General features: G+C 40.7%; 17 protein-coding genes. 10 read left to right on the forward strand and 7 right to left on the reverse strand.

The window, feature by feature from the left end:
- The first annotated feature begins 8 nt into the window (after window positions 1–8).
- Complete coding sequence (locus tag SANK73390_RS00860; protein WP_462762351.1) at window positions 9–494, forward strand: hypothetical protein; 486 nt, start codon at window positions 9–11, stop codon at window positions 492–494.
- A 208-nt stretch (window positions 495–702) separates the two neighbouring features.
- On the opposite strand, the gene SANK73390_RS00865 is transcribed toward SANK73390_RS00860, so the two are convergent.
- The gene (locus SANK73390_RS00865) at window positions 703–1,581 is read right to left on the reverse strand and encodes a hypothetical protein (RefSeq protein ID WP_462762353.1); all 879 of its coding nucleotides are present in this window, start codon (window positions 1,579–1,581) and stop codon (window positions 703–705) included.
- 61 nt (window positions 1,582–1,642) lie between these two features.
- Window positions 1,643–3,301, reverse strand: coding sequence for an esterase-like activity of phytase family protein (locus SANK73390_RS00870; protein WP_261594772.1), 1,659 nt, complete (start codon window positions 3,299–3,301; stop codon window positions 1,643–1,645).
- A 477-nt stretch (window positions 3,302–3,778) separates the two neighbouring features.
- Here SANK73390_RS00870 and SANK73390_RS00875 point away from each other — a divergent pair, with 477 nt between their 5' ends.
- From SANK73390_RS00875 to SANK73390_RS00895, 5 genes are all read left to right on the forward strand, one after another.
- Window positions 3,779–4,768: a substrate-binding domain-containing protein gene (locus SANK73390_RS00875; protein WP_261626561.1), complete on the forward strand. Its 990-nt coding sequence runs from the start codon at window positions 3,779–3,781 to the stop codon at window positions 4,766–4,768.
- A gap of 123 nt (window positions 4,769–4,891) precedes the next feature.
- On the forward strand, window positions 4,892–7,609 hold the full coding sequence (locus tag SANK73390_RS00880; protein WP_462762356.1) for a CHASE domain-containing protein: 2,718 nt from the start codon (window positions 4,892–4,894) through the stop codon (window positions 7,607–7,609).
- Between the two features lie 724 nt (window positions 7,610–8,333).
- A complete protein-coding gene (locus tag SANK73390_RS00885) occupies window positions 8,334–8,708 on the forward strand; it encodes a hypothetical protein (RefSeq protein ID WP_462762359.1) in 375 nt (124 codons plus the stop codon).
- A gap of 114 nt (window positions 8,709–8,822) precedes the next feature.
- Window positions 8,823–9,380, forward strand: a complete 558-nt coding sequence (locus tag SANK73390_RS00890; protein WP_462762361.1) for a hypothetical protein — start codon at window positions 8,823–8,825, stop codon at window positions 9,378–9,380.
- Between the two features lie 384 nt (window positions 9,381–9,764).
- The gene (locus SANK73390_RS00895) at window positions 9,765–10,121 is read left to right on the forward strand and encodes a hypothetical protein (RefSeq protein ID WP_462762363.1); all 357 of its coding nucleotides are present in this window, start codon (window positions 9,765–9,767) and stop codon (window positions 10,119–10,121) included.
- A 317-nt stretch (window positions 10,122–10,438) separates the two neighbouring features.
- Here the strand turns inward: SANK73390_RS00895 and SANK73390_RS00900 are convergent, their stop codons facing one another.
- Window positions 10,439–12,880: a TonB-dependent receptor gene (locus SANK73390_RS00900; protein ID WP_462762365.1), complete on the reverse strand. Its 2,442-nt coding sequence runs from the start codon at window positions 12,878–12,880 to the stop codon at window positions 10,439–10,441.
- A 309-nt stretch (window positions 12,881–13,189) separates the two neighbouring features.
- Here SANK73390_RS00900 and SANK73390_RS00905 point away from each other — a divergent pair, with 309 nt between their 5' ends.
- Together SANK73390_RS00905 and SANK73390_RS00910 are read left to right on the forward strand one after the other, a co-directional pair.
- Window positions 13,190–14,011, forward strand: coding sequence for a 3-deoxy-manno-octulosonate cytidylyltransferase (locus tag SANK73390_RS00905; protein ID WP_462762368.1), 822 nt, complete (start codon window positions 13,190–13,192; stop codon window positions 14,009–14,011).
- Window positions 14,012–14,057: 46 nt separating this feature from the next.
- Window positions 14,058–14,705, forward strand: coding sequence for a histidine phosphatase family protein (locus SANK73390_RS00910; protein ID WP_462762371.1), 648 nt, complete (start codon window positions 14,058–14,060; stop codon window positions 14,703–14,705).
- A 48-nt stretch (window positions 14,706–14,753) separates the two neighbouring features.
- Here the strand turns inward: SANK73390_RS00910 and katG are convergent, their stop codons facing one another.
- The 4 genes from katG to SANK73390_RS00930 all read right to left on the reverse strand — a co-directional run bounded on the left by katG (window position 14,754) and on the right by SANK73390_RS00930 (window position 19,319).
- Window positions 14,754–16,964 (reverse strand): catalase/peroxidase HPI, encoded by a 2,211-nt coding sequence (gene katG, locus SANK73390_RS00915; protein WP_462762372.1) that lies wholly within the window; start codon window positions 16,962–16,964, stop codon window positions 14,754–14,756.
- 159 nt (window positions 16,965–17,123) lie between these two features.
- Entirely contained in the window at window positions 17,124–17,507 is a 384-nt protein-coding gene (locus SANK73390_RS00920) for a VOC family protein (protein ID WP_462762374.1), read from the reverse strand.
- Between the two features lie 71 nt (window positions 17,508–17,578).
- On the reverse strand, window positions 17,579–17,983 hold the full coding sequence (locus SANK73390_RS00925) for a YbaN family protein (RefSeq protein WP_462762376.1): 405 nt from the start codon (window positions 17,981–17,983) through the stop codon (window positions 17,579–17,581).
- Between the two features lie 115 nt (window positions 17,984–18,098).
- The gene (locus SANK73390_RS00930; RefSeq protein ID WP_462762379.1) at window positions 18,099–19,319 is read right to left on the reverse strand and encodes a porin; all 1,221 of its coding nucleotides are present in this window, start codon (window positions 19,317–19,319) and stop codon (window positions 18,099–18,101) included.
- Window positions 19,320–19,491: 172 nt separating this feature from the next.
- Here SANK73390_RS00930 and SANK73390_RS00935 point away from each other — a divergent pair, with 172 nt between their 5' ends.
- A complete protein-coding gene (locus SANK73390_RS00935) occupies window positions 19,492–21,465 on the forward strand; it encodes a methyl-accepting chemotaxis protein (RefSeq protein WP_462762382.1) in 1,974 nt (657 codons plus the stop codon).
- Window positions 21,466–21,706: 241 nt separating this feature from the next.
- A complete protein-coding gene (locus SANK73390_RS00940) occupies window positions 21,707–22,558 on the forward strand; it encodes a D-hexose-6-phosphate mutarotase (RefSeq protein WP_462762385.1) in 852 nt (283 codons plus the stop codon).
- Window positions 22,559–22,560 lie beyond the last annotated feature (2 nt).

Genomic DNA, 22,560 nt, shown 5'->3' on the forward strand with positions numbered 1-22,560 from the left:
GGAAGATTATGAAAACTCTAAGTTTGACAGCAGCAACAGCTTTATTATTAGTTGGTGCTAGCTCTGCGCAAGCTCGCATGAACTGTGATGTGGGTGGGCATTGGGATATTCAGACTCGCAATGTACAAGTGTGTGATACCGAAACTGAAAACTACACTGTGACAAAAAGGCACTGTGGTTACAATGGTGTTTTAAATCTTGGTCATTTATGGAATGAGCCTGATCATTTTCTGTCACCGGTTAGATTTACTTCAAGAAGTAGAGTATTAAGTGAGTCAAGTAGTTGTCCATCATCTATATGGGAATCTGAAACTGGCACGTATTGGTATACTAGATCTGATGGTACCAGTAGCATCGATTGGTATACTTATTCTGGCTCTTTAGGCCGTACAAGTGATCAGCTGAAAACAACACAGCATACTCGCACGATACAAACAAACTGTAGAACAGAAACCAGAACAGTGCGTGTTTGGCGTTGTGGTTACGAGCCATAAGTCGATAGCATAAATAAGGTAGTAGCAGTTATTATTACTCTCACTACTACCATTATTTTTCTTAAAAAAACCAATTTTAATTCAGTTGATTAAATTGGTTTTTTTAATTCAAAGTAGATAGTACCGTGTATCACTGTCCTGTTATGTGGGTGTTTCAATAGATCAGCCCTATAAGTCATACTGCACACAATGTGGAAAACGAACGCAGTTATTGAGTACAAAAGTTAGGATTGTATTGATAAACCGATTGCGTTTTAGTGGTTGCATTTGTGGTATTCCACGCACTCATTGTTTGCATACCCTCAAAGGCAAGTTTGGCGCGCTGAACTACTTTTTTGCTGTAATCGGCACTGTTGTCTTCATATTTAAAAGATGCTTCAGCAATTAATGGCAATGCGTTAGCTAAAGGCGCTCCCGCGTACCATAACGTGATACTAAGTTCTGCATCGAATGAGCCTAAATCTATGTGCGCGCCTTTATAAACTTGTTCAGTAATTGTTAGGTTACCCACTTGCGCTAATGGCATAGCATCACCCAACCCATAAGTAGACTCAAATTCAGGAAAGTGTGTATTAATATCTTTAAAGTTATTAATTGTGCGGGTATTAGGCGCTTTTGTAGAGTGGCTATAAACCACATTAAATGGGTTGCTGCCTTTAACACCCATATCTGCTTCTAATTTGGTTTTAGCTCCTTGAGTAGATGATGACACATCTTCAAAGTCAGCGATGTAGCGATCTGGGCTGCGAAATTTGAGAGTGACCTCGGAGTTTCCATTATAAATACGTTCGCGAAAAGCATAACCAAGCTGTTTTAATTGGCAGCTAGCGTGCGTATCAAAAAACTTAACGGTGCGAGTTTTATCGAGTGACATGGTGCCCGTTACATCCCGAGCAATCGCCTGCTCTATAATGGGTTTTAAGGTACTAAAGTAATTATTTACTTGTGCAGCTTCGTTCGCATAATCAAATAAACTTGGCTCCAGTAACAACTTATATTCTCTGGAGGTCACATCTGGGTTTGCCATTGATATGTGGCTGATAAATACCAGACTCACCACTGGCAATATGCATATTTTCTTGTTCATAGTCTAATTGTCCTTTTATTCTCGTATTAAAAAGGCCGCTTATGCGGCCATTGCTATCATCTTAGTTGGCGCTTATATCTAATCCATTAATAATATAAAGTGCATTGCCATCAATTACTGACTGATTGTTATCAAGGTACTTTTGCTCTAAGACACCGCTACTTGACCAAGTGGCAAAGTCATCATCGTTTATTACGCCAAGACGCGTGTTATCAATCAACCATAACCCTTCCATTTTATCGTGCGGGTAGGCTACTTCAGAAATCATGTCGACAACGAGTGATACTTTTTGTGCTGGCACTATGTTGTTTGATTCTAATTTTTCCCACCCAGGAGTGTAATCACCGTTAACCGCATTGTTGTTTATAATTTGCTCTAACGTTTCACCAGCAATCATTAAACCAAGTGCATCGTCTTGTGTTAGCTGCTCATTATTTGCTACGTTTTCCAGATTGGTCGCGTTGCTAATATCAATTTTATACACACGTTTCATCGCTGAATTGTCGCGATTATAGAACTTACCATCACGTTCTATCACCAAAAACTGAGTATTGCTTAGTGCTTTGATTGCTGAATTTGAATTTGAACCTTGCTCTTGTTTATATAAATATTGAGCCGTAGTACCTGTTTCAATATTAACGGTGACAATGCGAGTTAGGTTGGTACGGTTTTTACTTGGGTTATCTAGGCTTGATTGCATTATACCTACCAGAGTTTTTTCATCTGGTGTGATAGTCAGTCCTTCCATGCCTCGATTTGCCCAGCGATTACCAAACTCAGCAGGTAGAGTGTGTACATTGCGCGTATCATTGCTAAATGGGTTGATACGAGCAAGCTCGGTGCCATCGGCACTATAGTGCACCATGTGTGGGCCATATTCATCACTTACCCAAAACGACCCATCATTCATGGCGACTAACCCTTCAGCATCTAAACCGTAATCGTCAATGCGTATTGGGTTGGTCTCTTTATCATAGGGTTTACTCATATCAAGTCTGATCACTTCACCTTTTACATCATAAGGCGTTTCGCCGGTGCCACCTAGCGCTGAACTATTTGGTAAGCCACTAATTACGCTGCCCGCTTTGTCTTTTAACAGGATGTTTTTGACTAATTTGATTGAGCCTGTTGCTTGTACTTCAAATAGACCAATACGCGGCGTATAGTCAGGGGTTGGAAACGTTTTCCCTTTACCTTGCTCACCTGTAAATGTGGCATTAGGCCCTCGGTCAGTCAGGGCGTAGAATTGCATTGGGTTCGTGGGGTGGCCATCCATATCTGAGCCGTAACCGCCATTGCGTACTTCAAAAGTTGAACCTGAAAGTGCCCCGTTTTCAAGGTCATTACGCATTACTGAATATGGCAAACGTACGCCGCTACTGGCAAAATTATCAGGGTTGCACACATAAGATGTCTCGCTCACTTCTGAGCTGTTGAGTGTGCCATCATTGTTTTTATCCAATCCAGATTCAATTTTTACGCCACCTAGCCAGCACTTTTCATGGCCTGTATTGAGCTGTGTTTGCATAATTAAACTACTTAGACCATTCGTACCATTACCACCGTTTGCGCCATTGCTACCGTTTGTGCCATTGCTACCATCTGTACCGTTGACACCATTGATACCGTTATTGCCGTCTTTACCGTTGTCACCATCGCTACATCCGGTTAAAGCGAGCATGGTGGTAAATGCGATAGTTGATATGCTGAAGGGTTTCATATTTGTTCCGTTATTAAGTAAATTTAATAAGGTATTTTCTTAATGTGACGATTTGGTTTACTTTTTAAAAAATTTAAATAAAAAATTATGTGGTGTATTGCTTAAATGGTACTAATAATTTGAGTGATGTTGATAAATAAGAAGATTATAGCTTTTGAGTAGTGCGTATCTTAATTAGGTTAATCATGATGTTGCAATAATTGGCATGAATGAAAAAAGGAGCTTAGGCAGCCCCTTTTTAGCAAGAGAGATAGATATTTGCTATTGCTGCACGATAAAGGATAGCCAAATTGAGAGTAATCTCATGCTTATGTCCGAGAAATATCGAGTTGAAGTGGTTGTGGTTTTATGTAAAGAAGCGTTAGAAGTGTATTTAGTGAACGAGTAGGTAACACATGCTTTGATTACTTTGGTATTATTACTTTCTCTTTTTAGTGGATGGAACGAATAAAGTATTTTTAATGAAGGAGTATAATAATGCTTTTTAAACACATACAGTTCCTTGTTATGTCACTTACCGTGTTGGCATGTCAGGTTAATGCCCAAATCAAAATAGCCGTAGTGGGTAAAACCAAAAATGACAGCTTTTATGAGCAATCCTTTTATGGTTGTCAGGCTTTCGCTAAACAGTATGACAATCTTAAGTGCATTTACGAAGGTGCAGATGACTATCAAGATGTTCGTACTCAAGTGTTAATTGTTAAAGAGCTAATAAGTAATGGTATTGATGGCTTATTGATATCTACCACAGACTCAAACTATTTAGTAGAAGGTGCTTTAAAAGCAGCAAAAGAAAAGGGGGTTCCTGTGATCACCTTTGACTCTGATTTGTTACCAGAGCATCGTCGTTACCGTTTAGCATATGTTGGTACAAATAATTTTGATTTTGGTAGAGCATTGGCAGAGGTGGCTAAGAAGTACAAAAAAGAATCAATTCAAACTATTTGTATTCAATCGGGACACCAAACGACACCTAATTTGAATGAACGTATACGTGGCGTGCGCTATGCTTTATCAGGTGGCGAAACCAGTAGGTTAGTTGCGGCAACGGGTTGGCGAGAGCACCCTCGCTGTCCTTTATTTACGATGGGGCGTCGAGAGGATGCGCTGAGCCAATTATTAAGTATGATAAAACTGCCAGCTCCCCCTATTTTTTTGGCGGTTGCAGGTTTTGCGCAGTTTAACACTCAATATATTGAAAGGTTGAGCCCATTTAGAACGAAAATCGCAATGCAAGAGGTGGTTATTATTTCTGCGGACACAGAGGCGGTTCAGTTGCAGGCATTGGCAAAAGGCTTATCTACGCAAAACATAGGGCAAAAGCCTTTTACGATGGGGCAGCTTGGTGCTCAGCTATTGTATGCGTTTATTGTTAATAAGCAGCGACCAAAGCAGCAAAACTACTTTTTAGATTACCATTTTTGCCATGCAAGCAACGTAACGAGTTGCACGACGAATCACGAATGAAGCAAACTAGTATGGCTGCTTGGCACCGTGTTGCTTAGTCCCTATACTCTGAGTTAGTTTGCTGAGCCTATAAATTTAGAGTGGTTGCCATATAACCAATTGATAAGAAAAGTGATATTTGTTATGGATAATAGTAATACGACTAACTCAAAGGGCGAGCTTGTGTCTTTATTCAAGCTAATGATATTGCCCATGCTGGTTTTAGCGATTGGTTTAATTTATAGCAATGTGGTGTATGAGCAGCAAGCGCAATTAACAGAGCAGAAGATACGTAGCGCTTTAACTGAGCGGTTAGAACATATTGCTTATGGTGTTAAGCAACGTGTTGAACTTTATCAATATGGCTTATTTGGTTTAGGTGGGGCAATTGCTGCTGCGGGGGCGGAGCATTTTGACTATAACGCTATGCAGCGATATATGAGCGTTCGTGACTTTAATGAAGAGTTTCCAGGGGCGCGTGGCTTTGGCTTTATTCGTTTAGTTGAACCACATGAGCGAGCTGATTTTGTTAATCAAGTAAAGCGTCACAGGCCTGATAACACTTTTAATGTAAAACAGTTTAAACCGCACAACCAAAGTTTGTTTGTTATTGAGATGGTGGAGCCTGAAAGGCGCAATGCCAATGCGATTGGGTTAGATATTGGCTCAGAGGAAATGCGCAGACGCGCGGCATTAGAGGCCGGCATGAGCGGTGAGGTAAGGCTGACGGCACCCGTTACTTTAGTGCAAGCAAATAATAAAGCTCAGCAAGGCTTTTTGATCTTATTACCAATATATCAAGATAATACACCGAATAATGTCAGTGATCGGCTTAATGACTTAGTGGGTTGGAGCTACTCCCCTATCTTGATAGATGAAGTTTTATCATCAATTCGGTCGCTGAGCGATAACGTTGTGTTATCAATTTCAGATGAAACGCCTGATCAGGGGGTTACCTTTTTTACACATGGAGAGCGCCGTCATCGCTTAGACGAATTTTATGTTAGTAAACAAGTTGACATACTGGGTCGATATTGGCTTTTGTCGCTTCATGCGACGCCTGCATTTATCTATTCATTAGATATTGAGTCACCATTTTCAGTTATCAAGCTGGCATTAGGTATCACGCTATTACTGGTGATACTTATATTTAGTTTACAGCTGGTGTTACTGAAAAAAAGCCAACTTAAGCAACAGCGTATTGAAATTGCTAAAGCAAAAGAGCTTGCTTTAGAGCAGGTTAATATGCATCTAGAGAGTGAAGTTGCGATACGTTCTAAGCAAATTATTAAAACCAATATGTTACAAAAAAGTATACTAACATCAGCTAGCTATGCAATTATTGCGACCGATGAACAAGGTTTGATCACATTATTTAATCCTGCCGCGGAACAATTACTGGGCTATGAAGCTGATGAACTAGTGGGCCGTGCAAGTCCTGCGGTTTTTCATCTAGAGGAAGAAGTTGTTACCCGTGCAAAACAGTTGAGTCACGAATTAGGCACAGAGGTCAGTCCAGGTTTTGAAAGCTTTGTTGCGAAAGTGAGAACGGGTGGAATAGATGTAAACCGCTGGACCTATATTGCCAAGGGTGGTCGCCATATTCAGGTTCGATTGAGTATTACGGCACTCATTGATGAGCAGGAAACATTGTTTGGGTTTTTAGGTGTTGCTTATGACTTAACCGAGCAGCTCAATCATGAAAAGGCGTTGTCAGAAGCTAAAGAGCAAGCTGAACAAGCAACTATCGCCAAATCAGAATTTTTAGCCAATATGAGCCATGAAATCAGAACACCCATGAATGGGCTGTATGGTACGTTACAGTTACTTAAGGCTGAACCGTTACGCGCCCAAGGGCAAGATTTACTTGAAAAAGGTATTTACTCAGTCAAAGCGCTGCGTACGATTATTAACGATATTTTAGATTTTTCTAAGATTGAAGCGGGTAAATTAGTCCTTGAAGAGCAACCTTTTAACTTAATTCGTTTAATTGAAAACTTAAAATCAGAATTATCCGTAACAGCATTTGAAAAAGACATTTGCTTAAGCTTTGATGTGGATTTGTCGAGTGACTATTGGGTGGGTGATGAAGTCCGAGTGAGACAGGTTTTGTTAAATTTGGTGTCTAATGCCGTTAAGTTTACCTCGCAAGGAAAAGTAGAAGTATTGTTTAGAGAACAAGAAGACAGCGAGCATCTAGTGATCCATGTAATCGATACTGGTATTGGTATGAGTCGCGACGTAATAGATAAGTTATTCCATCGTTTTGAGCAAGCAGATAAGTCGACAACCAGAAAGTATGGGGGAACGGGGCTGGGCCTTGCAATTACCTATTCATTAGTCAATATGATGCGCGGCATTATTGATGTACAAAGTGAGCCCGGTCGCGGCAGTAATTTTACTATCACTTTACCATTCCTTAAAGCACAGAGTGCCCCAGTAAATGAGCAAGCTCGACTTAAAACATTGGATCTAAGTGGTACTCATATTCTAATCGCTGAAGATAATGCAATTAATCAAACGGTTGTACGGGCGATGCTAGCACCAACCAAGGCACATATAAGTATGGTCAAAGATGGCCAAGAGGCAGTTGATGCAGTGAGAGCTCATACACCTCAATTGATTTTAATGGATATTCAAATGCCGATAATGGACGGTGTTGAAGCTTGCAAAATCATAAAACAATTCAATGGGTCGATACCCATTGTTGCGCTCACCGCAAACGCCTATGAAGAAGATAAACGTTTATACAAGCAAGTTGGTTTTGATGGTTATATCGCAAAGCCTGTTGAGCAAGCAGAGCTATTAACGACTGTCGCCACGTTTGTGTTAAGTAAATCAACTAATACCAACCCACAATAATACTTAATCACTTTTAGAGACCTAGCTACGTTAGGTATTTCTCATTTAAAACCACGCACTCAATAGCGAATGTGTTTAATACAAATACGGTACTCACTTCCTGCGTTGCTTTTACATGTAATAAATGGTTTTTACTGCATAAAAGCGCCTTGATATTGAGCTGAATATCATCATTGGATAGCAAGTAACATGAGTTACAAAGTATTTTTTAATTTAAAAACCCTTATCTAAACTTGAGGTTAATTAACTTCAACTCTGGATAAGCGAATTCTCCCAATAAAACTATTTTGCTTACTTTCTGAATTTCTTTCACTTGTAATAGTCCGCTATTACGGCATAAAAAACGCCGTTATATTGAAAAAATATCATTATTGGATTGCAGGTAATGTAGGTTATGTATGTTCGCTATTTCAAAACTCTTATCAAAGCTTGATGTTAATTAACTCAAGTCTAACCGCCAGTGCTACAGACTATGCCTGCTTTAACTAATATGTAAAAAAGCGTATGACAACGCTCGTTTCTATTGCCACTACAGCAAAGAAGCTCTAACATTACGTCGTTATTTTTTACAGCTGAAGAGAATAATTTGACTAAATCATTCATTTTTTTGGAATAGTTGATTTGTTCTGAGCGACTCAAGGCAAAAGGCGAACAAAAAATATGCTTTCTTGTTCGTTTAAGCAACTGATTGCTTTGCCCTTTATAATGAAATGGAGAGTTAACGATGCAGCCACTGATTATTGGCACTGTGCTTATGATAATTTCATTTGGACTGGTAGTTATGTCCGTAATACATGGCCAAAAGCGTTTAAAGTTTGAGAAGAAATTACACAAGCTAGTACTTGGCAAAGATGTTGATGATGACGCGCCCGAACAGCTACAGAGTCAAGCTTACCACATCATGATGGAACTTGGTGAAGCACTAGAGGAGCAAGAAGACCACGCTCAACAACAAAGTGTTAGGCAAGCTCTGTCTAAAGTGAGTGAATTACATGCAGAGTCGGTTGAATATGATGCAACAGAGGGGAATGATGAAGAGCAACAAATTGCCAAAGCATCAAATTCCACAAAAACATCAAAACTAAAAGTTGTGAAATAATCAAAACTCAAAAATAGCATGAGTTAGAATTGCATGATTAGGTTCAGTGAACAAAAAAATAAGTTAGGAAGAGCAGTTTTGCTGATTGACAGGGTATGATGGAGTTGATGGTAAATGAAAGAGTACTATAGTGTCATTAGTGATATCACCGTGACATTCGAGGTGCTCGCATTTTTATTGATGCTCTTTATTTATAAACATAGTGGTATCACGCTATCTTTTGTCCATAAATCCAGCTTAAAAACGCCTCAAGATCACCAAATTTACTCATGCTTTATCTGCGCGTTCTTAGGTCCCATATTTAGTTTGCTGGGCAATCAACTCGCATACGATTTAATTGCATTGTCTATGGAAGTAATAGATCGACGGCAAGTGTTTTATGTAGCTTTAATGTGTCATATATTTTTTTTCATGCTCACAGCTTATATCTTTCACCGTTTGAGAGGATGCCGTTTCTCTCTTATTGCAAGAATATGTATGTATCTCATGTGGTTGATGATGGCCATGAATTATGCGCAGCTTGTACTGCGAGGTTATTTTGATGTTAATTTTTTATATAAGCATGATGTTTATGGTGTTTTTATTGTTTTTAGTAATGCGGTTATTGCTATTATTTTGTTAAGTTACTCTATTCGGTATCTGTTTGTTAATATATACAACAAAAGCCAGTAACGGGCGAGAAAGTTTGAGTGTGGTAAACGCTGTTAAGAATATTTAACTATTGGTATTGGTTTTATATAAATATATTTATATAATGCGGCCGTTTTTTTAAATAAAATCAAATTGTTGCCATAGAGCAAACGGTAGCGAGCTTAGTTTTAAATTGACACACTTTATAGTGAAAGTTAATATTTGGTAACAATATTTAGCTTTGCTCGGTTTGCACAATAGGGTTTTAGTGGCAATCGAACGGGTGTTATTTTTGCTGTTTCATGAGTTTTATGATTAATGGTGGTGAAATGTCTGCTTGTGTTTTTTGAAATCTTGATTGGGCATCTAAATCAAGAGGGGCAGTTTATCATATGTAAGGTCAAACATTGGGAGGTCGCATAAGTTATGCAACCAATTGTGATTTTTATAGTATTAATGGTTGTTGCTATCGCATTGGCGGTAGGTATGATTGTGCAAGGACATGGATGTAACCGTTTAGAGCTTTTTATCCGTCGAGGGTTTGTCAAAGGGGAAGTTGAAGAGCAAGTACCTGAAAAAATTCAACACACAGCATATTATTTGATGTTAGAGTTAGGTGACCTGTTGGAGAGCGATAAAGATATGGAACAATACTATGGCGTTAAAACAGTATTTAGCCATGTCAGTGCACTGCGTGCAGAAACTATGGGTTGTTGTGTGCAAACACCGATAATACCTATGAGGCCAGAGGCGCAATCGAGCTTTTTGAAAGTGATAAAATAACCACAAAAATTTTGCTGTTGCATTAGTATCACATTGGAAAGTGTATAAATAATGCGGTGTTTCAGCTGCTACCTATGGCAAAAGCTAGGCTCCTAATTTGAACTTCACTCAATAACCCTATCGTATAGCTATTTATTTCAAAATATTAGGTTTTCCATTACTAACATCAAAAAATTACTTATGTAGAATAACTACATACCTGAATTGTTAATAAATCATTTCTCTAACGCAATAGATGGTCATTTATTTAATGCAATTGGTATAAACCTGAGATTAAATAAAATGCACAAGCAAAAAGCTTGTGCATAAGTATGATATTAAAGTGTAAAGCTGAAACTTAGTTTTACATTACGCTCATCCCCAGGCATGCCTCCTAAGAACATCGCTTTGTTGTAGTAAGCTTTATTGAATAAGTTATTTACATTTAACTGTAGCGTCCAATCGTCGCTTTTGTAACTCAATGCAGAGTCAAATACGGTGTAGCTTGGTACATAGCCATCAGGAATGCCAAATGAGGTTGAATGTGTACTGCGCTTATCAACATAGTTAGCGCCTACACTTAGCTCTAATGGGTGAGCCAGTTTAAACCACTGCGCAGTGTAGCTAAGCCATGTACCAGCGCTGATGTAAGGTACACCTTTTTGGCGGGTGTTGAAATTACGTTCATCATTAGGGTTCTTTTGATTTCGAGCATCTTGATAAACAGCATTAATATTTAATTTCCAACGCTCGTCTAAATAGGCATTTAAATCTAGCTCCACACCTTTAGTCTGCTCTTGCCCATCATAAAAATAACGTGCCACATTGGCAGCAGACACACCTTCTTCATAATCAGGGTTGGTGTATTGCAAGTTAGTGCGAGCGCTTTCAAATATCACGACAGAAGCTAATAGTTGGTCATCAAATGACTTGAAGCGAAAGCCCAGGTCATTACTCACAGATTCAGAGTCATCAAGGTCTTTTTCACTGCCTGAGATGCTATTTAATATACCGTAAGCTGTACGCCCTTTCGCGTGATTAATAAACACGGAAAAGTTATCTGTTGGCATATAGGTAGCACCTAAGTTGTAAGTGACTCCTTGGTCTGAGGTGTTTTGTTCTGGCGTGGGTTGTGCGGCACTTGCGCGGTAGCGTTCATCAACGCCAAAGTGTTCATAACTTTGCTCAATCTCATTGAAGGCAAACCCTATGCGAGTCGTAAAACCATTATCAAAATAGGCTACATGTTGTATACCTGTGCCCCAAGCACTGACTGTTTTATTATAATTTGCGGTATTGAGTGGGTCGTGATCTTCAAAGTGGCCATTTGCCCAGTTAGGTGAACGAATATCTAAGATATACGGTAAAGTACCTTGGTATATCTGTTCGCCTTGTTTATTTTTGATCACCTTATCTGCATCGTAAATAGAGTATTGTTTAAAGCGTATATCTCTGTCTTCGTAGTTGGCATTGATTAATAACTCTTGATTGATACCGGCAAGATTAAAGTCATAACGTAAGTCAGCAAAGTATTGCCAAGAGTGTTCATCAGCACTTACTTTACGATATTCTTGGCGGCGTGCGGCAAATGGATAAAGCTGCCCATCAACCACTAATGGGGCGCGAGGGTCTGCATTGATGGTACCTCGACGGTTCCAATACACATAGTTATATGCACCAGTTTGACGAGCAAAGCCAGTATCGTAATCTCGGTATTGTAATTGTTGGTTTAGAAACAGATTGTCAGATAAGTCGATATTATGGGTAAGTTTAAAGCGTACTTCCTCACCTTGGTTATCATCGGCCATGGGTGAGATAAGCCCTGCATGACCAAAAGTATAAGGTGTAAGGCCATCGCTGGCATTCAAAGAGTCGGCCAATTGCTGACGCTGCGAATCACTCAATTGTACCCCTTGGCCTTTAGGGTCATTCATTAAATCTTGCCAAGTCACGTCACCGGCATGTTTTCCTGCCACAGATTCTGCATTGTATATACGAATAGGGTGACCAATTGAATCTACCGCGATACTGTCTTTAATATATGCGCCAGAGAGGGTTAAATCTTGATTGTTACCAAGTGTGTAACGAAGCGATAGGTGGGCTTCATCACGGTCATTACTTAAATCACGATAGCCTTCACTGCGTGCTGTTTTAGCGACAAAGCGATAGGCTAAATCATCAGTTATACCATTAGTTGAGTCTATGCCCATGGCATAACTTTGCCATTGCCCTAGCTCAATATTGATTTCATTATGCTTTTCAAATTGAGGTTTTTTTTCAATTAGGTTGATTACACCACCAGCACTGCCCATGCCATAGAGCCCTGTCGCAGGGCCTTTTAATACTTCGATAGAAGCAACATTGGTCAGTGAGCGAGTGGGGTTAAACGTATTACCTAAACCTGCACCACCATACATGCCATCATAGGTGTAATTAGCACCTAGACCACGCACTACTAAGTTGTCTCCGATGCCATAGTTATTACCCGCTTGTGTAACACCACTGATGTTACGCACTAGACTTTGTAAGTTATTGACGCCTTGTGCTTTGATCATGGCTTCGTCTACGATAACCACCGCCGCAGGTGTTGCCATTAAAGACATGTTGGATTTAGTCGCAAGGCCGGAGTTCATAACCACGTCATTTTGCTTGCCATACACGCTGATCCGCTCTAGTGATTGTTCTGAATCAGCGGTGTTAACTGTTGCGTTGTTAGTGTGTGCAAAAGCAGAAACACTTAAGCAGGCGAGTGTTACTAATGAGAGGTTAAACGATTTCATATAATATTCCAGACACATTTTTAGGTTGCGAATATTAATTGTTATCATTTAGATTGCAACAAAAAGTTAGGGATATCTCCTAACTTTCATAGTTTGCAATCTTTTATTAGCGGTTATTTTACTAAGTAGATGATTTTGTTACATGGGTAATAGGGTTGTTAGTAGTAAGAGAGCACTGATTAGGTTGTACGGTGCTGATTAAAACAAGTCTTTAAAGCATGTCGCTAGGCGGTCTATAATGGACCACAGTCGCAGGTGCTAGAGAAGTATTCGCGCAGCCATATTTAAACTATTTCTAAGGACTATAAAATGCATAAAACGCTGATAGTGATCCCTGCTCGGTATGGCAGTACGCGATTGCCAGGTAAGCCATTAATTAAAATTGCAGGGCGAGAAATGTTGTTACGAGTCGCTGATATGGCGCGTTATGTGTCTACGAGTCAACAAGGTTGTGACTATGTGGTGGCAACTGACGATGAGCGAATTATGCAGTTGTGCCAGCAGAACAATGTACCTTGTATGATGACGTCAGAGCAGTGTAGTAGTGGCACAGAGCGATGTTTTGATGTGCTAAAGCAATTGACCGAAAAACCAGACTTTATCGTAAATTTGCAAGGAGATAATCCTTTTTGTCCGCCTTGGTTTATTAGTGAGTTGATACAGTCGTGGCGCAATAGCGAAGTAGGAGAGGTGTTTACGCCTTATGTTGAGCTAACATGGCAAGAGCTTGATGATTTGAGAGCCGTTAAGCAAATTACACCATTTAGTGGTACTACGGTGCAAACTAACCACGAACAACTGGCATTGACTTTTAGCAAAAATATTATTCCCGCTATTCGTAAAGAAGCGTCGATGCGACAGACAACAACACTATCGCCAGTAAAACGCCATATTGGCTTATATGGTTATACCGCCAGCGCATTAGAGGCCTATTTTACGTTACCTGAAAGTGCCTATGAAAGCTGCGAAGGTTTAGAGCAAATGCGTTTTTTAGAAAATGGCTTAGCGGTAAAAATGGTGCCAGTGAGTTATCAAGGTCATACCGGAATGAGTGGAGTAGATAGCCCTGAAGATATTAAACGTGCTGAAGCGATTATTGCCAGAGATGGTGAGTACGATTTAACACTTTAGTGGTTATATGTGCCGTGCTGGGTACAATTTAAAGATGAGAGTATTTATGACAACACGATTAATTGTCGTCAGACACGGTAATACATTTTTACCAACAGATACGCCTACTCGAGTTGGTGCGCGTACCGACCTTGATTTAGTAGAGCAAGGTAAAGGGATAGCTATAGGGCAATATTTATTAGCGAATAAGCTCGTACCAGATATGATCTATGCTGGACCATTAAAGCGTCATCAACAAACTGCAAAGTTAATTTGTGGAGTATTAAACATTGATGAGAAAGAGATACAGTCCGATGACTTTTTGAATGAAATCGATTATGGGCCGGATGAAAATCAGGTAGAGCAGGATGTGATGCTGCGTTTGGGTCAGGGTGATTTAGCCAAAGGAAAGGCAATTATTACACGTTGGAATAGCCATGGCGAAGTACCTGCTGGGTGGCAGGTTGCCCCTGATGAACTGCGAAATGGCTGGCATGCTTTTGCAAGTTCAATATTAGTTCAGCAAGTAAATAGAACCACATTGATGGTTAGTAGTAATGGTATTATGCGCTTTAGCCACGTGCTGGATAGTCAGTTTGACTTAGTGAATTTAAAAGTGCCTACGGGTGGTATATGTATTTTCGAGAACGAAACGGGGCAACAGGGTGATTGGCACTGTGTTGAGTGGGGATTAATACCAGCCTTACATACATGATTATAAAAAGAGCACGCGAGCGTGCTCTTTTACCCTTATTTAGGCTGCTTACTTAATATCAAACCTATCAACAGTCATTACTTTAGTCCACGCAAGGATAAAGTCTTGTATAAACTTCAATTGGTTATCTTTGCAGGCGTAAACTTCGCTAATGGCGCGTAGTTGCGAGTTTGAACCAAATATCAGGTCAACGCGCGAGGCTTGCCACTTTTGTTGTCCAGTTTTACAGCAATGACCTGTATAAGTATTAGCATGCTCATCTTCTGCTTGCCAGCGTGTATCCATATCGAGCAAGTTGATAAAAAAGTCATTACTTAACACTTCTGGTTGTGTCGTTAATACACCATGAGGGCGTTGCTCAAAATTGGCATTGAGCACGCGTAACCCGCCGACTAATACGGTCATTTCTGGTGCAGTTAATGTCAATAGCTGCGCTTTATCTAGTAATAACTCTTCGGCACGAACACTGTAGTTTTGTTTTTGATAATTTCTAAAACCATCAGCCATGGGCTCTAGCACATCGAAAGATTCCACATCTGTTTGCTCTGCACTGGCATCACTTCGCCCTGGAGTGAAAGGAACTAGGATATCAAAGCCACCGGCTTTGGCTGCTTTCTCAATAGCAACAGCACCACCAAGTACAATTAAATCACCAAGTGATACGGATTTATTGGCTGTTTGTGCATCGTTAAAGCGTTGCTGTATTTGGCTCAATGTAGACAGTACTTTTTGCAGTTGTTCAGGTTGGTTTACAAGCCATTGATTCTGCGGGGCTAGGCGTATGCGTGCGCCATTGGCTCCGCCACGAGAATCTGACCCTCGAAAGGTTGAAGCTGATGACCACGCGGTGTATACCAACTCTGAAACACTTAATTGTGAAGCGAGAATTTGCTCAGCAAGTTGGTCAATATCATGTTGATCAACTAATTCATGAGTTACATTAGGAATAGGGTCTTGCCAAAGTAAATCTTCTTTAGGCACCTCAGGTCCAAGGTAGCGTGATTTTGGCCCTAAATCACGATGTGTGAGTTTAAACCAAGCGCGCGCAAAAGCATCAGCAAAGTCATCTGGATTATCATGGTAGTGTTTTGATATTTCTCGGTACTTAGGATCTTCGCGCATGGCCATATCGGCGGTCGTCATCATAATGCCAACGCGTTTATTCGCATTGTCAGCATCGGGTGCATGATGATCCGGTGCTAAGTCGACAGGCTCCCACTGTTGTGCCCCTGCTGGGCTTTTTGAAAGTGTCCATTGGTATCCAAAGAGTACGTCAAAGTAGCTGTTATCCCATTGTGTTGGTGTGGGCGTCCATGCACCTTCAATACCGCTAGTGATGGTGTCTGTGCCTTTGCCACTGCCGTGTTGGTTACGCCAGCCTAGGCCCATTTCTGCTAATGGTGCAGCTTCAGGGTCAGGCCCTACATTAGAATCTGGCGCTGCACCGTGACATTTACCGAATGTATGTCCGCCAGCTGTTAATGCAACTGTTTCGGCATCATCCATGGCCATGCGTTTAAATGTTTCTCTAATATCTTTACCTGACGCTACAGGGTCAGGTTGACCATCAGGTCCTTCAGGGTTAACGTAAATCAACCCCATTTGTACTGCTGCTAAAGGGTGTTCCAAGTCTCTTTCACCACTGTATCGGTTGTTTTCTAGCCATTCTTTTTCCATACCCCAGTAAATATCTTCTTCTGGTTCCCAGATATCTTCTCGGCCACCGGCAAAGCCAAATGTTTTTAAGCCCATGGATTCTAATGCGACATTACCAGCTAGGATAAATAAATCAGCCCAAGATAAACTATTGCCATATTTTTGTTTTATAGGCCAAAGCAAACGGCGAGCTTTATCTAAATTAGCATTATCAGGCCAGCTATTGAGTGGGGCAAAGCGCTGGTTACCTGTTGCAGCCCCCCCTCGGCCATCGGCTGTGCGATAGGTGCCAGCGGCATGCCATGCCATACGGATCATGAATGGACCATAATGACCGTAATCTGCAGGCCACCAATCTTGTGAGTCTGTCATGAGTGTATTAAGGTCTTGTTTAACTGCGGCCAAATCAAGCTGCTCGAAAGCTTTGGCATAATTAAAACTCTCACCCAAGGGGTTGGCTTTTGTATCATTTTGGTGAAGGATTTTTAGGTTTAATTGGTTAGGCCACCAATCAAGGTTTTTGGTTTTATTATCACCAATACGCGTATTACTGCCATGCATAACAGGGCATTTCCCAGCTGCACTTTTATTGCTTTTATCCATGCTCTATACCTTTTTGACTTATTTAACGACAAAGTTAACTTTCTAGCTTTGCTTGTATTTTACACTATAGATATGAATTTAAATGAAAGACAGTGACTTATCTCGATTGCAGCATTCGATTTTTTACATGAGACATTGGCAGGGAGTCCACATAAGTCCCTAAGACGTTTCACTTATTTCTACTCGCCACGGAGGATTAAGGCGGTTATCCCCAGCCCAGTAGAGTTTAATCTGATTGCCACTGGGGTCTTGTAATTGCGCCTCTCGCCATAAGTAACGCTTATCCTCTGGTAGTGATGTAAAAATGATGCCTTTGCTTTGCAATTTAGTCACCCATTCATCAAGTTGTTCGTATTCAAAATAAATAGTAACACCGTGTTGTTGGCCGTTCTCACACAGCGACAGTGAAAACGTAGCACCATTAGGGCACTCAAAACGCGCATAATGTGGGGTATCGACAATCTGTAAAAAGCCAAGTTTGCGATAAAAGGTTGTGGCATGCGCCATATTGTTAACAGGTAATGTAATTTGGTTTAAATTCATAGTGGGTAACTTCTTTGTGTCGATTTAATACAGGTTGATATAGCGACTGCTACAAAGACTGGTAAATTATTTTATAGGCCAGGTCCGTTCGGTACACGTGAAGGCTTTGAACAGATGTAGAGCATAACCAGCAGCTCACAGGATGCAACGCTCACAAGCACCCATGCGGCAGAGCTGCTAAGAAGCAAGATAAAAAAACCTAATGACATACCAAGTCCTGCGTATAGTTTTCCTTTGGTAGGGATCACTCTATGGTTATGCCATTGTTGCAGTACTGGGCCATACTTTTTGTGAGTGAGTAGCCAGTTAGCAAGCTTTGGGTTAGAGCGAGTAAAACAGGCAAGGGCTAAAATAAAAAATATGGTGGTTGGCATGACGGGTAAAACAATCCCTACAAAACCTAAACCAACAAAACTAATACCAGCAATATGAAGCCAAAAACACCGATTGAAAAGCATCATAATCTTGTTAGCCATCGCTTAGCTCTTTTGCATGAAATTGATATTTAAAGCTTATCACAGCACGATAAGTTTGCGAGTTTTTAAACCGCCAGTAATGCTTAAAGCTTTGCTGGCGGTTGATTACTGCGTATTAAAAATAATAGCCGATATTGATATTAAAACGTCGCTCAGTGTCGTCACTATCACCCGCGATTGAGCCGCCAACAAATGGTTGGTTTTTGGCATTTACAAAGTCAAAATAAGTGAAGAACCCGCCTGCGGCAACAGAAACTCCGGTGACATTCATCCAAGTGTTTTCAGTATTATCTGACTTGTCGTAGATGATGCCAAAGTCATTGTAAAACTGCAGGCCAGTTACTGCACCCCATTTAATCGGTAAACTGTAGGCAACATTCACGTTAGACGTGGTTGCTTGGGCAGCCATGCTGTCGTAAAACGCGTAAGCACCGACGGCCATACGATCAACACCATCTACATCATAGTTGTATTCGCCATGTTGCAATTGAAAGTTCCAAGGCCCCATATTCGAGTTTACATGTACGGCCCATGATTGATAGTCTCCTGCACGTTCAATACCATTGTGTAAGCCGCCTGTTTGCCCAGAGAAACCAACTTCAGTGGTTCCGCCCTTATGCTTAAAGTGATATGCATACCGGCCTGCAAAAGTGTTATATTCACCGAGTGGCTGGGTGGGGTCATCATATACTCCATCACCCGCTTTTCTATAGCCTACAACATCATAAGAGTAACGGTCATTTCTATCTTCTACATAGCCATCCACACCGCCGAGCTCATCATTTTTGAAAAAGCCAATATCTAGTTGCCAGTTGTCTTTAAGCTTGCGCTTGAATAAAACGCCTAAATCATGATCATCTTCGAGGCCAATATAGTAGGTTGTATTAAAAAAGTAGTTGTGCGAATTGTATGGCCAGTTACCGAACGGGACTTTTGTTATCCCCGCTTGTACTTGCCAGTCCTTAGCAAAATTATACCCAACATAGGCATATTTAACCGCGCTCATGTAATCAAAAAAACGTATTTCTGCATTTAATTGTACATCGCCAATATCGCCTGCAAAGTTGACTCTAAAAATATCAAAGTCAAAGTCACCTCCGCGATTTTTATTACCATCATTATAGGATGTGTGACTGAAGTTTGTCCGAACTGCACCGCCAACTTTGATCCCCGATGGTTTTTTCTTAGGCTTTTCTAGTGATTTTTTTTCAAGCTTTTGGATTTGCTTTTGCAAATCAGCAAGCTGTTGTTTTAATTTCTGTATTTCTCCATCATTTGCCTGAACAAAGCAAGGCATTAGGCTCATTGCAAGTGCGAGAGATGTTAATTTATGCATGGTTACCCACTTTATAGTTACTGTGATAGTTACTTGTATGTATTAGAGTAGACCATTTTAACCAAATATCTCAAATTAGAAACAGTCGCACGATTTTAAGTTAATTCAGCAAATTACGCCCTAATGCTTGACCACTTTGTACCTTGGTATCTATATTTCTAAGACCATATTAATGGATGATGCAACAATGAGTATTTCGCAAAAGCTGCGGTTAGCATTTATATCAGCAATTGTTTTGCCTTTATTAATCATCGCGGGATTAATGATTTCGCAAACTCGGCAGGCTTCGTTGGATAATTTTTCTGAGCTGGCCAATAGAGAAGCTCTGCAAATTGATAACGGTATTGCCATGTTTTTTGGTGAAATAGCTAAAAATGTCGACTATCTTGCGGCACACCCCGATATTATTGCAGCGCGAACTAATGTAAAAACCTATCTTGATACCAACTCTGCAACACAGCTTAACTCGATGCAAAATCATGCGATTGAAAAACAAGCTTTTCAACAAATAGACTTATTTGGCCAAACTCACCCCGGTATAGCGTATATTTTTGTCGGTAACGAAGAGGGGGGATATATTCAATGGCCACAAGGTGAAGTTAATGCGCGCTATGATCCGCGCGAGCGTCCTTGGTATCAAACAGGAAAACGAGGCGGCGGCGATACCATCAGAACCGATGCTTATTATTGGGCTCCTGATGATATGGTGATCGTTTCTACGGTTAAGGCGTTAATGCACGAAGGTCAACAAGTTGGTGTGCATGGTATGGATGTATCGCTCAGCGGCTTGACTGATATTGTTAAGGAGATTCGTTTGGGAGAGACCGGGTATTTAGTCCTTGTTGAAAATACAGGCACGGTATTGGCGGATGCAAAATATCCAGAACATACATTTAAGCCTTTTGATGAAATAGCCAGCGGTGTATTTGCCGATATAGCACGAGAGGATGCTGGTTTGTACAACATAGAGCTCAGTGGTGAGGACTATTTTGTCAACGTATACACATCAAACAGTTTAGGGTGGAAATTTGTAGGTTTGGTACAGGCCTCAGAGGTGATGGCATCGGCTAATAATATGACCATTACGATTATTGTGCTCAGTGGTATTTTAATTGCAGTTTTTGTTGTTTTGTCTACCTATATAGCTCGGTTAATTTCAGAGCCCATTAAAGAAGTGAGTGATGGGCTTACTGTCATTTCACAAGGGGGAGGGGACTTAACACAGCGTTTGGATATTACAGCAAAAGATGAAACGGGCAAATTAGCCAATAGCTTTAATCTATTTTTGAACTTGATAGCCCAACTAGTAACACAAATAAACCAATGTGCTCAGCAAGTAACCACAACGGCGCAGGCAACATCGGCGCAGGCGACAGAGCTTACAAACTCGACCACCCAACAACAACAAGCGCTTGAAATGGCAGCTACAGCTATTAACGAAATGGCGGCGACCGCAAACGAAGTTGCAGCTAGCTGTGCGAATGCCGCAGAGCTTGCCTCACAAACACAGCAAGCATCTGAGTTGGGGCAAAATGTGATTACACAAACCGTGTCGAGTGTGGCAGAACTTGCATCTGCTATCACGGAAGCTAATTCAGACATTACTCAGTTAGATAGTGAAAGCGAAAGTATAATGTCTATTTTAAGTGTGATCCGCGGTATCGCAGAGCAAACAAATTTACTTGCTCTGAATGCTGCAATTGAGGCGGCCCGCGCCGGTGAACATGGCAGAGGTTTTGCTGTAGTTGCTGATGAAGTAAGGGCACTGTCGCAACGTACCTCGGAATCAACAGAAGAAATTGCATCGCAATTGGACAAATTACGTAAAATGACTGAGCGAGTATCTCAAGAAATGCGTAAAAGTTTGGCACGAACCGAAAAGACTGTCGAGCTAAGTCAGTCTGCGCAGACTCAGTTTTCTGATATTACAGAGTCTATTCAAACAATAAGCGATGTAAATACACAAATTGCCACCGCAGCTGAACAGCAACAGCATGTTGCAGAAGATATTAGTCGCAATGTTGTTGAGATTAAAAATGCTGCCGACAGCGTTACCGAGGTGGCTAATAAGACAGCTCAAAGTGGTGAGAAAATGAATCGACTTTCCTCAAACCTGACCGACTTAGTGGGTCAGTTTAAAGTTTAATCAAAGGCTTTCACTATTTTGTTATTCGCAACTGGCATAAATCATTATGCCAGCTGTTCATTTCGTGTGTTAAAAGCCTTTGCCTTGAAAAAACTTATACTTCATAGATAAACAGTCTTAGTTTACCTCAGAACAACGATCAATGATGAGGATCCTTCATCATTGAGCGTTATTTATTTACTCATGACTTATTTGTTAGGTAATGTAGAAGGTAGTGACATACTCAATAATAAGGTGAGAGATGGAATTATCTGCATCAGTTTCTATTCAACATACTGATAGTGGGCTTGAATATATCAATGTTAATAGCCCGTTATGTACTGCCAAGGTGTTTTTACAAGGCGCACAATTGTGTGAATTTACACCGGCAGGAAAAAGTCCCTTAATTTGGGTCTCTGCAGAGGAAGACTATCAAGAAGGAAAACCTGTTCGTGGTGGTATTCCTATCTGCTGGCCGTGGTTTGGCGTGCATGAGAAAGCTGATTGGCCTATTCATGGTGTAGCTAGAAAATTGTTATGGCGCGCAGAGGAAGTCAATGAGTTTAGTGATCATATAGTGGTTCGTTTGTCTTTACCAATGCGCCTAGTGGATAAGAAATATTGGCCATATGACTCTAAGTTGGAAGTTGAGTTTCGTTTTTCTGAGCAGTTAGAGGTGCGTTTAACGAACACCAATCTGGGGAAGGAGGCATTTACTTTGTCTCAAGCATTGCATACATATTTTCCAACTTCTGCAATTGAAAATACCATTGTTGATGGTTTACAAGGCGCAACTTATATTGAATTTGGCAAAGGACCATTTTTACAAGATAAGGTGGTTGGTTTTGAGCGAGAAACAGATATGGTGTACACTCAAGCAAGCGCCATTCAAACGATTCAAACTCCCGAAGGCAGCATTGAAGTTGTAAGAGAAAACTCAAGCTCTTGTGTGTTGTGGAACCCTTGGATAGAAAAATCTAAGCGGCTTAGTTATTTTCGAGATGATGAGTATCACACCATGTTATGCCTTGAAGCTGCCAATGTGCTAGACGATATAGTATGTGTTGAGTCTGGGCAAAGCCATACGCTAGCAACCGTTATTCGTTGGCTTTAAAT

The sequence above is a fragment of the Pseudoalteromonas sp. SANK 73390 genome (assembly GCF_054966645.1).